This is a genomic window from Chitinophaga sp. (genome assembly GCF_035538455.1).
Taxonomy (GTDB): Bacteria; Bacteroidota; Bacteroidia; order Chitinophagales; family Chitinophagaceae; genus Chitinophaga.
Genome location: NZ_DATLKJ010000135.1, coordinates 68196 through 82752 on the forward strand (window position 1 = coordinate 68196; position 14557 = coordinate 82752).

Sequence of the window (14557 nt, forward strand, 5' to 3'; positions counted from 1 at the left end):
TAACATAATACATTCTGTACTGGCCTGTCCGGAAAGTAAAAACCGGAGGTGTTGGAAGCGCCCCCGGTGAGTGCTTAGGATAAGGCTTTCTGAATCCTGGAGAGATTACATGAAATATTACCTAAACGTCACAAAAGTATGCCTTTAAACTTTAATGGAAAAGTTCTGCGGCCACGCGGGATCTTGTCAACCAAAATGAGCATGGTTATGAGAATGACCACCGTCCTTATGCTTGTTGGCTGTTTGCATCTCAGCGCTACAGCCCTGTCGCAGAAGATTACGCTTTCTTTCAGGAACGCCCCTGTAGGAAAGGTATTGAACGAAATTTCCCGGCAATCGGGATACCTGCTGCTTTACGCGAATGGCGGGGAAAGCCAGATGCCTAACCGCTCTGGAAAAATAGATATATCGTTGAAGGATGTATCTGTCAGTGATGCCCTGAACGCCTGTCTTAAAAACCAGCCGCTGATGTATCAGCTGGTGGAGCGGAATATTATTATAAAGGAAAAGGCAACGGTGGCGGGGGCACCCGTTATTGTTGCCGACAGCAATGTGGTGGTTACCGGTATCGTTACGGATGAGAAGGGGACTCCTATGCCTGGTGTTGTTATACGTGCACTGCGTAGCCGGAAGACAGCCGTGACCAGTGCAGCAGGCGCCTTCAATATCGGCGTTGCAAAGGAAGACAGGCTGATGTTCTCTTTCATCGGATACAACACTGTTGAGAGAGAAACAAGAGGAAACAAGTCGCTCAATATAGCAATGAGCCCTTCCACAAAGGGACTCAGCGAAGTGGTGGTAACTGGTTTCCAGCAGATTGAGAATACAAAATTCACTGGTTCAGTGGGCAAAGTGGATAAGGCGTTGATCCAACGCGCCGGCGTTGGCGACGTTTCCAAAATGCTGCAGGGGGCTGTGGCTGGGGTGAGCGTGGAAAATGTGTCGTCCACATTTGGTACTACTCCCAAGATCAGGATCAGGGGTAGCGCTTCTATCAGTGCTAACCAGGAGCCGCTTTACGTAATAGATGGCGTGCCTATCTCCTCCCCTGCCAATATTCAACCCAGCCAGTTGTATTCGGGCGATCCTGCTGCTTTGCTTGGATCTGCCATCGCTGGTCTTAACCCTGCCGACGTAGAAGATATTGTTGTACTGAAAGATGGTTCTGCCACTTCACTCTACGGTACAAGGGCTGCGAATGGCGTTATCTCCATCACTACCAAGAAAGGTAAAAAAGGACAGATGTCGGTGAACGTGGGTACCGCACTCACACTCGGACTTAAGCCCAATGTAGCTACTTTCAACCTGATGGACTCAAAAGAGCAGATGGACCTGTCCAATGAGCTGTACAGATACGGTTATCTTTCTGTTCTCAATTACCCCAGCTCTACGGGTGCATTTACAGATATATACAATCAGTACACCCAGCGCAAAATAACAATGGACAAGGCCAATGAGCTGTTGAATAAAGCCCGGGGTGTTAACACAGATTGGTTTGATGTGCTGTTCAAGAACAACCTGATACAGGAGCATAACCTCTCCCTGCAAGGCGGCGGAGATAAAGCTACCTATTACCTGTCTGGCAGCTACCTGCACGATGACGGACAGGCAAAAAGCTATAATCTTAACAGGTACACGGCAAATTTGCGCACCGTCATTAATGTCACGGATAAGCTGGATGTTGACTTCCTCACCAATGTAACCTATCGGGATGGACTGGTGCCTGGTACCTTCAACAGTACTGTTAACAATGGAGAGGTTACCCGTAACTTTGAGCTGAACCCGTTCAGCTACGCCGCGAATACAAGCCGCGCTATGGTGCCGTATGATGAGAATGGCGATTATAAATATTACCTCCGCGATTTTGCTCCCTTCAATATCCTGCAGGAACTGAACGAAAACTTCAATACCCTCAAAGGGCTGGAAATAAGAACTGCGTTGAAGCTGAACTACAGGATCGTTCCGGGGCTTACTTATGAAACGCTGTTGTCTGCCAGGAAAACCAGCAATGACTACAGCCATGTAATGACAGAAAGATCCAATGTTGCCGCGGCTTACAGAGTGGATAATCCCCGCTCTATTGCAGACATGAACTCTTTACTGTATAAAGACCCTAACGATCCCAATGCGATCCCGCAAACCATCCTGCCTACGGGTGGCCTGCTGGAGCAGCGTACCAACAGGGCTACATTCCTGACGATGAGACACTCGCTCAACTGGAACCATGTATTTAATAAAGTGCATGCCGTGAATGTTTTCGGCGGATTTGAGATGGCCAGCGATAAAGTGAACAGCACCTACGTGAAAGGATTTGGTTACCAGTATTACTCTGGCAAGATCATTTCACCCAGTGTGCTGGCGCTGCGACAGGCTATCGAAAAGGATGAGAAATATTATTCAGAAGGATTTACGAGGGAAAATAAAACAGCCTTCTTCCTTAGCACCAACTATATCTACAAAGAGAAATATGTTGTAGACCTGGCGGCGAGGGTGGATGGCAGTAACCTTTTCGGTACCTCTGCGAAATCACATTTCCTTCCCAACTATAGTATTGGTCTCGCCTGGAATGCCCACAAAGAGAAATTCATAGAAGCACTCAGTGATAAGATTGACCTGCTGAAAGTACGCGGAAGCTACGCATTACGCGGTAACGCATGGCAAAGCTCTCCTGCGCTGAATGCTATATATGTCAATAATAACCGCGGAGATGTTAACTATAATGAACTGGGTATCAGGGTTGCTTCTCCTGAACTGTTTAACCTGAACTGGGAAAAGGACTTTACTACCAGTTTTGGTATAGACCTGGGGCTCTTCAACAAGTTTACGCTTACCGCCGAATACTACAGCAGGGAAAACAAGGACCTGGTGGCAGTAAGGAACGTGGCTTATGAAGACGGATTCAATACCAAGACGATCAACTGGGCGAGTATGACCAACAAAGGGGTAGATATAACATTGGGCATCCGCAATATTACCAACGGCAGAAACTTCCACTGGAACTTTAACGCATTGGTAGGACAGGTGAAGAACCGCGTTACCAACGGTGTGTTCTCTCCACTGCTGTCGCAGAAAACATCCCCTACCGGCTACGGCGCAATTGGCAAACCGCTTAATGGCCTCTACGCCTATCGCTTTGCAGGTCTTGACGCTGCAGGCCAGCCGCTTTTCTATGGCGCCAAAAACAGTGTGGTAAACAATATACAGCTGTCGTCTCAGGATGATTCCCTGATTGCTTATCAGGGCTCCAGGGACCCAACAGTCACCGGTTCATTTACCAACAGCTTTTCTTATAAGAGCTTTGAACTGAGGGTGTTTTTCACTTATAGTTTTGGCAACAAGGTATTCAGAAGTCCGGTTATCAGCAGATTGTACAACGACAACCTCGCAACACAGAAAGACGTTGCGGGCCGCTGGCGTATTCCGGGTGATGAGAACACTACCAATATTCCGGGACTTGTGTCTAACATACAGCAGGCATATAACAGTGCTGCATTTATTCAGCGTGAATTCGCCTACAACCGTAGCGATCTGATGGTGGTGGATGCAGGTGTGCTTCGTTTGAGCGAAGTGGCGCTTTCTTATGATTATGTTCCTAAAGGATCAGCGGGGAAGAATCTGGCGATCAGATCGGCACGTGTAACGCTTTCTGGTAACAACCTCTACTTCTGGGCTGATAAGCGTTTGAGAGGTGTAGATCCGCAGAGCATCATCACCGGCGTTAACCTGCCTAACCCAACTACCTATTCTCTTAGAATTAATGCTCAATTTTAAAAATTCAGAAATGATACGCACTGAGCTAAAGATAAAAAACGCAGTATTATACCTGTTCCTCCTCTGTTTTGCGGCGGCGGGCTGTAAGAAGTTCACGGATGAACCATATGATGACAGGGCGCAGCTTCGCAGCGCCGACCAGTATCAACAGGTGCTCGTGAATGCTTACCCGGTAAGGCACGATCTGTTTACGGACATCCTTACAGATGATTTTGACTATCATGCGCAGCTGGCACAAGCTTCCAGTGTGAGTAACTTTCTTCCTATATTCATGTGGAAGGATGATTACCCGGATAACATTGCTGCTGGTCCTGCCAATGCATATGCAGAATACTATGCAAAGATTTTCCTGGCTAACCTTGCGCTGGAAGGTATCGGGGCTGCCACTGGCAGTGATCAGCAGAAAGCGGCCGTTAAAGGGGAAGCATTGCTGATAAGGGCCTATTGCCATTTTATTCTCGTAAACATATTCGGCCAGCATTACAATACCGCAACATCAGGTTCCAACCTTGGTGTGCCGCTCATACTGACGAATGCGAAAGGGAATATCAATACGTACAAACGTAATTCTGTGAAGGAAGTGTACGACCAGGTGGAAGCTGATATTACCAACGGTCTCGAACAGCTGAAGAACGGAGGTTCATATGTATCCGTGAATCCTTATCACTTCTCTGTTGCCACTGGTAATGCCCTGATGGCAAGGGTTAAACTGTATAAGGGAGAATGGGATCAGGCTGTAAAATACAGTGATGCCGTTATCAAGGAGAAAGGCTATGTGGTTAGAAAGCTGTCGGAAGATATTCCATATCTGCAATCAAGCGGTATGTTGTTTTTCGCTACACGTTATATGGACCCGTCTTCACATCCGAATATCCTGTCGCTTTCCTATAATGCTACCATGGGGCCGCTCACGCCTACCGGTTATTTCATATGCGGATTTTTCCCCAGTGATTCTATCGTAAAACAGTATAATGCGGTTAATGGCGTATCAGACCTCCGTCAGCGTGTATTCACGTCTGTGGGTACTGTTATCGATGTAAGGGTGATTGCGCTCAAATTTGCTACCCAGGCGAACAGCCCCAGTAATACTCCGATCAGGGTACCGTACTTCAATATGGAAGAAGTGTTGCTGACGCATGCAGAGGCGCTGCTGAGAAGTAATGCAGGCAATGCTGTACAGGCTGCGCTCACAGATGTGGAAGCGATCCGCAAAGAGCGCTATCTGCCATACAAGCCATTAGACGCTGCCATTACAAAAGATGCCTTGCTGAATGTGGTGATGCTGGAGAGAAGAAAAGAGTTGATCAATGAGGGGTTGCGCTGGTATGATATTAAACGCCTGAACCTTCCGGTAGAACATCGCCTGGCCAGAGGCGGCGCTCCTGATGATGTGCTGAAGGCAAACGATCTGAGGAAAGCGATACAGATCCCCAGGCAGGAACAGGAGAGAAATGCTCCCATCGCATCTGAACTGAATCCAAGATAAGCGCACCGCTATAAAATATTTTGTTATGAAACAAGTTATCAAATTATTCATACTGACAGGCCTGGTGGCAATGACCTGCCTTTCATGCCTGAAAGACAAGTCGCCTGCAATAACTGATACTATTGACTACTTTGCTATTCCCAAGCCGGTCAATGGTCTCGATAGCCTCATTGATACGATCCAGCATACCTATGGTCTGCGTGTGATATATAAATTCGATCCCAGGGTGATTGATCCTACCACTTTCTTTGTGCCGGCTTCCTATGATAAAGCCAAAGGCTATACAAAATATGTGGTGGAAAAAATGTGGCTGCAACCTATCAGTATCTTTGCGCCTGACTTCGCGAAGAACCAGATACCGATAGAGTTCCTGACCGTGGGAACTGCCATTCATTTCAACTCCATCAGCTCTGGTGGCGCAGCGGGAGCGGGTCTTAATGCCCAATACTACCGCCTGGGTATGGGAGACGTGAACAGTTTCAGCATCAACAGAGCCTGGATCAGGGAGCATATCAATATCCTGTACCATGAACATGCACACCAGCTCGATCATAAGTTTGGGCGTCCCAAAGGATATGACCAGGTGTCACAGGGTACTTACTATGATCTCCAGTTTCAATATAAAACCGATGACCAGGCACAGAAAGATGGCTTTTTCAGGGCTTATGGCGGTTATCAGCCGGTAGAAGACTTCGCTACAACAGTGGAGGCTATCATGCGGTTCCCCAAAGATTCTGTAATGAAGATCATCGCAAAGAATCCCAAACTGGAAGTAAAGTATAAAATGGTGAATGCCTTTTATCTGAGTAAAGGGATTGACCTGCATATGATGCAGGTGAAGCTTGATTCTGTTGTAAAAGCGCTGGTTCCCTGACAGAACCTGTTCTTATCTGTTCATATTCCAAACCGGCAAGATGAAAACTATACATAAACTTTTCGCAGCTTTCTTCATAGGCATCGGGTTAACTGCCTGTGTAAAATATAAAAATGATATTAACCTGGAGGATGCCCAGGCGAAACAGGCGGCGCTGACCAGCAAAGTGCGTCAGCAACTCGGAGATGCGCCTAATGGATGGCTCCTGATGGTGCCTAACCTGGACCCTACTATCAGAACCGCTATTCCGATAGTATTGAAGTTCGACGTTGCCAAAGGGGTTGTTAACAGCACCTCCCCATTTCCGGCCTCCCTCTCATCGGTACCGTCACTGTTTGAGCTGAGCAGCGCTACAGGTGCACCATTGCTGAGCTTTGCCACCGGATCTATTTTTTCCGGATGGTATGAGGCTGGCGGTATCACGGATTACTATTTTAAGATATTGTCTGTATCTGCAGACAGTATCTCCATGCAACCTTACAGGAAGGGGAATGTATATGCCTCTGAAGGAGGTATCCCTATGGTGATGTATCGCCTGAAAACGCCGGCAACATGGTTTGACAAACCATATGACCTGAAAGCGATCCTCACGGGTAAAACGGCGCCTCTGTTTAACAACGCGAATAATCCTCTTAAACTGACCTACAAGGACGGATATCAACAGCCAGCCTGGAACATGGAGTTTGATGGTGTTGCAGCAGGAGATATGGCCTTTTGGCAGAGATATGTGCCTTTCACCAGGTATCTTGGTATGATACCGATTTACCTTTTTTCCAATGGGAACTACACAGTGCCAGGGGTATATTATTGTGGCAACAATGCGTTGGTGAGCCATTTGGACAATGGTTTCACTCCCGCCCCGTGGTTCATTGACCAGCCTAAAAAATTCATCAGCGCTATCAAAACTGATTACCTGCTGGTGCGTAACCTCAGCACCGACAGTGCAAAGGTGGAACTGTTTGCATTGGATAAGTATGGCAATGAAATCATTTCCGGAACACTGGAAGCGAAATAAGTTTTAGTAGTTATCAGCAGATGTTTATTATTTGATTGCTGTAGCATAAATAGACAAGGACTTTTGCATGGTGAGGTTTTCAGCGGAAAACCTGTTGAAAAAATACTGACCAGCCTTCCTTGACAACCCTATAGTAGCCGGCATATTATGCTGGCTGCTATAGCAGGTTGACCAGCCATCTATGACGTGGATAACGCCCGGGCCCTGTTATATGCAGGAGCAGACCTGACAACAACCGATGTACCTTAATCGCATGACTAAATAAACTAATGTGATTACCGGAGGCTGCTCCGGTACGGGAAATTTTTTTTTCTAGTGAATAGTCCTTGCAGGTTGCTGCGACGTCTTTATCATGTAAGGCAATCTGCATCGATACATGAGCACTATATAAATGACACCTTCCGAGTCCCTATATCCTGTTCATCCATTGTTTCCCCCCTTTTTGGAAACGCGCCCCTTACCCAACAATATTCCACGTATTTTGTTATTCCTCTTAAGCTATCCTCATTTCTATCCACTATTATTGAAAACCAATGGTATCCAAGAAAATTTCTTTCTGTATCGTCTGTATGAACAGGGTGGTACATCTGAAGGAAACATTGCCTCAGAATATACTTGACAATAAAGACTACCCCAATCTCGAATTTGTATTGCTGGATTACGGTTCGCGGGATGATCTCTATCACTGGGCGGACACTGTGCTCAGACCGCACATTGCTTCGGGCAGGCTGAATTTCTTTAGTACCCGCGACCCTGAGTTTTTTCACATGAGTCATTCCAAGAACATGGCCTTCCGCCTCGCCACTGGTGATATATTATGCAGTGTAGATGCTGATAACTTTACCGGGCCAGGCTTCGCTGCGTATGTAAATGAAATGTTCAGCAACAGTGACGATATCTTCCTTGCCCCTCCCGCCATCGGCGCCACAAAAAAGTGGTGGGATGTGCAGGGCAGGTTATGCCTCTGGCGTAGAGACTTCTATAAATTCAGGGGATATGATGAGCGTGTGATGGATTATGGCTATGAAGACTATGATTTCAAATACAGGCTGGAAGCGGGCCACAGGCAGCGAATGGTGATACGCAACCCGGCCTTCCTCAAGGCGATACCCCATGACGACAGCCTCCGTATATCAGAAGGCTTTTCTGCCAGGAAAACGAGGGAGTTGCTAATTGGCCCTGTTGACCATAACATTTCAGAAGTTATTTACCTCCAACAGAATAATATCTTCGAAAGATTTTATATTAATAATTGTCTGCTACAGCGGAGCAGTTCTCCCGATATTTCTGCCGGCGTAAGTGATAATACGATTATGAAGCCCAGGCACATGTATTCCGGAGAATATCACATCGAAAACAATATGATCCAGTTACTGAACAGGAAGAATGAGGTATTCCTGAAACTGGAATACCTTACCCCGGATTATCTCCTTTCCAGCGATAGCCGCAATTTTCAACGGGTTACGCATCTGCCGTTTTGTGAAACTTTCCTGTTGAAGCGGGCAGTTTACCTCGGCCGGAAAGTGTATTCCGACAACCGGCGTAACGGAACTATTGTGAATCCCGCCGGATTTGGCCGGGGTACCGTGTTCCAGAACTTTTCGGAAGAACCTGTTATCCTGAGTGGTGACGAGGTCTGGAATGAATAAAATGAACAGCAGTATTTTTGATAAATCCACATACCTTCATCCGTACATTGGATGTTATTATACTATGACCGAAAATATTACCACACCTGTTTGGATAACTGTTGTTTGTTGGATGCTTTTCTGCTTTTACTGGCTTATGCTCCGTAACAGAACCAAAGAGAACGTCCAGGTGAGAACAACCCGCCAGCGCATTATGGGCGCACTTGGATATGTAATCATTTTTACCTTTCTGTATCTCCCGTTGTTTGTAAAGGGCGGCTTTGCCGGCCGCATTATTCCTAATACTGCGTGGCTTCAGCTGACCGGCGCTTTGCTGTGTATAGTGGGGGTTGGTACCTGCATATGGTCGCGTGCCCTGCTGGGCAGTAACTGGAGTGGTGGCGTGACTGCCAAGAAAGATCATGAGCTGGTTGTAAAAGGCCCCTACCGCCTGGTAAGGCATCCGATCTATACCGGTTTTATCTGTGCGCTTGCCGGCACCTGCCTCGTTACAGGTGGATTGGGTGCTATCGTCATTACCAGCGTGTATACGTTGGGGTTATGCATGAAAATTAACCAGGAGGAAGTGCTATTAAGCGATATTTTCCCCGGCTCCTATGCTGCTTATCAGCAGCACACACGGAAGCTGATCCCGTTTATATGGTAATGTCTGCCATTCTTTTCATAATTTATCGTAAATATTTCTGTGAAGATCTGATGTCTGGTGCATAATATTGTTCTGACGATATCTTTTTCCACGTAAATCCAAAATGCGATAGTTATGAAAATCTCACTCAGGAAATCCTCTGCTGTACTGCATCTGGCAGCAGCGCTATCTCTTACACTTTTTGCCAGTTGCCAGAAAAAAGAAACTGCACTACAATCACTTGAAGGGCATACAAAGAATGCTGTGACCGCCAGTGCGCAACCTGACCGCAGTGAAGCAAAACTGGCCATGCAATGCTATAACAATGCTTTTTACAATCAGTATGGAACCTATGGTCCGTCTTTTAAAGCATACTATTATTCCGATGTGACCAAAAGCGGAAGGATGGATTTCTGGCGTCAGGCAGAAGCTATAGAAACCCTGATAGATGCCTGGAATGCCAATAACGATGTGGATTTTAAGAACAAGATCCAATACCTCTACAATGGTATGCGCGATGCTTACGGTCTGTTGTGGAGCAATAATAAATACAATGATGACATCATCTGGGGGGCGCTTATGTGCATTCGTGCTTTTCTTATTACGAATGATGGCGGCATGAAAGACATGGCAAAGAATAACTTTGACCTGGTCTGGTCACTGGCCTGGGATTCTTCACTGGGGGGTGGCTTGTGGTGGACAACAGACAAGACCACCAAGAATGCCTGTGTAAATGCTCCGGCGGCGATCTGTGCTATGTTCCTCTTCTACACCACCGGAGAAACCGCTTACCGCGACAAAGCCAAAATGATCATGGACTGGATGGTGAACAAACTGTACGTGGCTTCCACGGGAGAAGTAAAGGGGGCTATGAACGCTGCAGGCGTTATCACAGAAGGCGCGCGCACCTATACACAGGGTACATTTATCGGCGCCTGCGGAGAGCTGCATAACTACTATCCTTCAGACAACTGGAAAGCGCGCGGATCTAAAGCTATGGACTATACGAAAAGTGTGATGTGCAATGCCAGCGGATTATTGCCGGATGAATATGATACAGATGATACACAAGGGTTCAAAAGTATCTTTGCCAGATGGGCCTGTAAATTCACCCGGGATTTCGGGTATCAGGGCGTCTATGGCTCATGGCTCAACTACAATGCCGCACAGGCCTGGACTTACCGAAACTCTTCCGGTCTCATGTGGGCGCAGTGGTGGCGCCGTACCCCTGATAATTATGTAAACTCTTTTGAAACTACCTGTGGCGTTTCGATGATGAACTGCGTGTGGTTATTTTAGGATTTATGGATTATTTGATTTAGGAATTTTTAAATGCTTCAGAGATTGTGTTTTATTAATTTGAAATAATAATTGTTCTTCTTCGCAGTATTTAAAAATTCCTACATCAAATAATCCATAAATCCCAAAATATCCTATCTTTAACAGGTTTACCAGCGGAAGTAGCTCACCTGGTAGAGCGACAGCTTCCCAAGCTGTAGGTAGCGGGTTCGAGTCCCGTCTTCCGCTCAGATAATCATTCGACTATCAGCTGTATGTGTGGCTTTGGAATGTTAAGAATGATTGTAGCTTTTAAAACGTCGTTGTGAAAATTTGAAAGCTACTTAATGAACAAAGTTGGAAACGGCTGTTGGTGTAGCGAATTTAATGTTAACCCCAAGAACTGGAAAAGCACAAAGAAGACAAACTCTATCCGGGTAATCGAGTACTACTTTCACGATCCGGCCTTTAAATCCCTTTATCCGGGAGGATACCAGAAAACCATAAAAAGTGGAATTAATTGGCACAAGACCGCTATTGAGTGTCGTGCTGTCGTAAATGATTTAATTGAACTGGAGGCGAAAATGTTGCGCCTTCAGGGATATCTACATCGTTTGCGACAGCATTAAAAGCCATGAGATCCTGACTTTTTTCTCAACAGTTCGTTGAATAACAGTGAATTGTTAAATTGTATGTGGTAATTCATACTGCTTTTAAATTGCTAGTGTAATTGAATAAATTCAGCTAATTATACAGTCAGACAAATCTATCTTCAAGTGTATGATTGTATCCTGCCAAGATTTATATGACCTGCCAGATTTAACATGCATTGTTGTAAATTCATATGTGATTTAAATGCTGATGTTAATCACCATTGTATTTGCATCTGGTTAACATTTTAATGGTACGTTTATAATAAATTGCCCCATCTTTTCCCTGAAAACTCGATCATTATGAAGAAAGTACTCAAACCCTTGCTTCAGTTAGTCTACATAGGCAATTATGGTATCCAGGACATTCGAGAATTGAGAACTTTGCTTACGGTGAACTTTTTTAGTGTAATTACTTGCTCGGTTGTAGTATTTGCAGCAACACTGATATACTTTTTTGTAAGCACAACAGGGGCAATTCTTATTCCCGCAATTATAGAATTCGTGGCTTTTGCCCTTGTAATAGGATTAAATATGTGGCACAGGAACAAGTTGGCGACTATTCTTTTTTTCCTATTTCAAAATGCAGCTGTTTTATACTTTGGTTTGGTTTTACAGGTTAGTGTGTGGGTACATCTTATGACAGTTTTTCTATTTTCAATTTCATTGTTGCTTTTTCAATCTGCACTGGTGAAAGTTTTCACTGCTGCGAGTTCTTTACTTGTACTTGGTATTTTAATTATTAACTACAACTTTCACTTCATACAACCAGTGATACGGAGCGATGGGGGCCTTAACCCAATAAATTTTATTATTTATCCCGTGATGATGGCTAATATAGCCTTGGTGTTTGTTCTACATGAAGGAAACTATACTCATTTCATAAATAGATTACAATCTCTCGCAGATGAATTAAATGATCAGAAGCAACAGCTCGTAGAAGCAAATAGACAACTTGAGAAGGCTAATATTTCGAAAAGTATTTACGTAAGAGAGACAAGTCACGAGATGCGTCAGCCATTTAACACAATCATGGGGTCTATACAGCTTTTGATGCAAGCCGATCAAAGTAAAGAGCTGAAGATGTATCGCCCTTTAATTCAAAGTATGTATTCATCCGGTAATCAAGGATTGCGCATAATCAACAATGTGCTGGAGATGTCCAGGATTGAAGCTGGAAAGTTTGATGAATTACATAATGAGGTGTTTAGCATACGGCCCTGGTTAAAACAAGTTGTCGCCACCAACCAGTATCTCGCAGGAATTTATGGACTCAGTATCGTAACTGAGGTGGCCGAAAATGTTCCAGCTGTCATTCTTGGGGATAAGAATAAATTGAGCCAGGTTCTTATGAATCTCTTAGCAAATGCCATAAAATTTTCACCGACAAAGAAAGAGCTTGGGGCAATTCAGGTAAAGGTAGAATTACTCGATAGTCAGAAGTGGCGATTGGTGGTTAAAGATGACGGTGTAGGAATACCCGCGGAAAAAATTCCTCTGATATTTGATCCGTTTGTTACAACAAGATTGGAGAATGGGAAGCTTGATAGCTCTGGTTTGGGGCTTCCAATAACTAAAAAGCTTGTGACTATAATGAATGGAAGCATCAATGTGGAAAGCGAAGTAGGGAAAGGAACAATATTTTTTATAGAGCTACCATTGATCAAAGTTGATACAAAAACGGTCGTTGTTGCGGATGTGGAGGCCTCCATTGGGGATCTTAGTAGGATAAACGTACTGATAATTGAAGATGATAGATTGAGTGCCAATATGTATAGGCGTTTCCTTACTGAACTATGCAACAGAGTATTTATAGCGGAGAATGGAGAGGATGGTATTAGGCTAGCTTCAGAGCACCTACCCGATATAATTTTGCTCGATTCATTTTTGCCGGACATGACCGGCAAACAAATATTGGAAAGGCTTAAAGACGATGAGAATTTAGCTTCGATTCCGGTTATAATCGTGAGCGGTGCCGCAATGACAGAAGATAAACTGGAAATAATCAACGTGGGAGTCGCTGAATATTTTACGAAGCCTGTTAACTTGGATAATCTTCAGCGTGCTATGTTGAAATCCTTACCCGGTTCAAAGACATTGGACTTAGATCAATAGTGATCCTGCAATTATTTTGAGAAAACAACCGGCTAATGAAAAGAAAATTCTTGAGAGAATTAAGAGCATTTATGCGGTCAGGAATATTTGAATCGAAAGAGGTATTCTTTGCTACGAAATCGAATACAGAAGAGCAGTTTAATCGATTGAATAAAACGTTAGTTTTTTTGATGGATAAAAATAAAGAGCTCGAATCCATGATTTTTGATGCAGTCAGTAATATATCCTATGATGATAATGATAGTGTTTGTGAAGTAGATAATGTGCAGACGTGGGAGGCATTTTTGTGTAATCTCTATGTTTTTACAGTGAGGATGAGTTCCCTTGATGTTCTGGTTTTGGGTAAGAGGAGATATACTAACAGAGCACCTAGAACATCGGTTATTGTTAAAGAAGGTGACTTTAGACATCTGATGAGTCAGTATAGAATACTATGTGAGCAAACTAAGTTGTTGATGGTCAAGTGTATGAGATTTAAAGCTACTGATGAAGAAGAAAGGAGTGTACTTAATACTTGGATTGATAGAATAGCGATAGTTGTTAATTCTTTTGAAACATTTGAAAAAGTTATAGGAAAGTGTGCTGCGTAGAATGACATATTAAGGCATCTTAAATAAAGCATTTATGAAACAAATGTTACTAATGGCATTTTTTTGTTTCGGTATCGCAGGTAGTTGGGAGATAGCGTGTGGCCAATCTACTATAAAGAAGAAACCGATGAGGAAAATAACAAGTAAAATGATGAGAAGGAAAGCAATAAATATCGGGTGTGGGGATGGGGTACCTATCATCCTCAGGCCAAGGCCAGCATCAACCATCAATGATACGTCAAGTAAGGTTTATCTGCCCGTACTTATTCAGGATTAATTCGCTCTTGCTTTGCTGATGATTGGACAAGTTTAATGCCTGCATTTTTTTGATATAGTGTATCTGAATTGTGAGATAAATTTTTTAAAGTTCAGTATTTGTTTTTTGTAATTTAGTTTGGAATGATAACAAAAATTATTAAATTCATATTGTGTATATGAAACTCCTGTCTTTTTTCAGTACAATCCCTAAAATAAAAAGTAAGTTTTCAGTATTTAACCCAAGCC

Annotated in this window: 9 protein-coding genes and 1 tRNA gene; all 10 read left to right on the forward strand. The window is 44.1% G+C overall.

The window, feature by feature from the left end:
• Positions 1-207: 207 nt before the first annotated feature.
• The 10 genes from VM802_RS15855 to VM802_RS15900 all read left to right on the forward strand — a co-directional run bounded on the left by VM802_RS15855 (position 208) and on the right by VM802_RS15900 (position 14053).
• Complete coding sequence (locus tag VM802_RS15855; protein WP_325532181.1) at positions 208-3771, forward strand: SusC/RagA family TonB-linked outer membrane protein; 3564 nt, start codon at positions 208-210, stop codon at positions 3769-3771.
• A gap of 10 nt (positions 3772-3781) precedes the next feature.
• Positions 3782-5257: a RagB/SusD family nutrient uptake outer membrane protein gene (locus VM802_RS15860; protein ID WP_325532183.1), complete on the forward strand. Its 1476-nt coding sequence runs from the start codon at positions 3782-3784 to the stop codon at positions 5255-5257.
• A 25-nt stretch (positions 5258-5282) separates the two neighbouring features.
• Positions 5283-6131, forward strand: a complete 849-nt coding sequence (locus VM802_RS15865; protein ID WP_325532185.1) for a putative zinc-binding metallopeptidase — start codon at positions 5283-5285, stop codon at positions 6129-6131.
• Between the two features lie 40 nt (positions 6132-6171).
• The gene (locus tag VM802_RS15870) at positions 6172-7146 is read left to right on the forward strand and encodes a DUF4302 domain-containing protein (protein WP_325532187.1); all 975 of its coding nucleotides are present in this window, start codon (positions 6172-6174) and stop codon (positions 7144-7146) included.
• A gap of 533 nt (positions 7147-7679) precedes the next feature.
• Positions 7680-8795: a glycosyltransferase family 2 protein gene (locus VM802_RS15875; RefSeq protein ID WP_325532189.1), complete on the forward strand. Its 1116-nt coding sequence runs from the start codon at positions 7680-7682 to the stop codon at positions 8793-8795.
• A 136-nt stretch (positions 8796-8931) separates the two neighbouring features.
• Entirely contained in the window at positions 8932-9441 is a 510-nt protein-coding gene (locus tag VM802_RS15880) for a methyltransferase family protein (protein WP_325532190.1), read from the forward strand.
• 114 nt (positions 9442-9555) lie between these two features.
• A complete protein-coding gene (locus tag VM802_RS15885; RefSeq protein WP_325532192.1) occupies positions 9556-10719 on the forward strand; it encodes a glycoside hydrolase family 76 protein in 1164 nt (387 codons plus the stop codon).
• Between the two features lie 155 nt (positions 10720-10874).
• A tRNA-Gly gene (locus VM802_RS15890) sits at positions 10875-10947 on the forward strand.
• A 704-nt stretch (positions 10948-11651) separates the two neighbouring features.
• Positions 11652-13463: an ATP-binding response regulator gene (locus VM802_RS15895; RefSeq protein WP_325532194.1), complete on the forward strand. Its 1812-nt coding sequence runs from the start codon at positions 11652-11654 to the stop codon at positions 13461-13463.
• Between the two features lie 35 nt (positions 13464-13498).
• Positions 13499-14053, forward strand: coding sequence for a hypothetical protein (locus VM802_RS15900; RefSeq protein WP_325532196.1), 555 nt, complete (start codon positions 13499-13501; stop codon positions 14051-14053).
• The last annotated feature ends 504 nt before the right edge of the window (positions 14054-14557 follow it).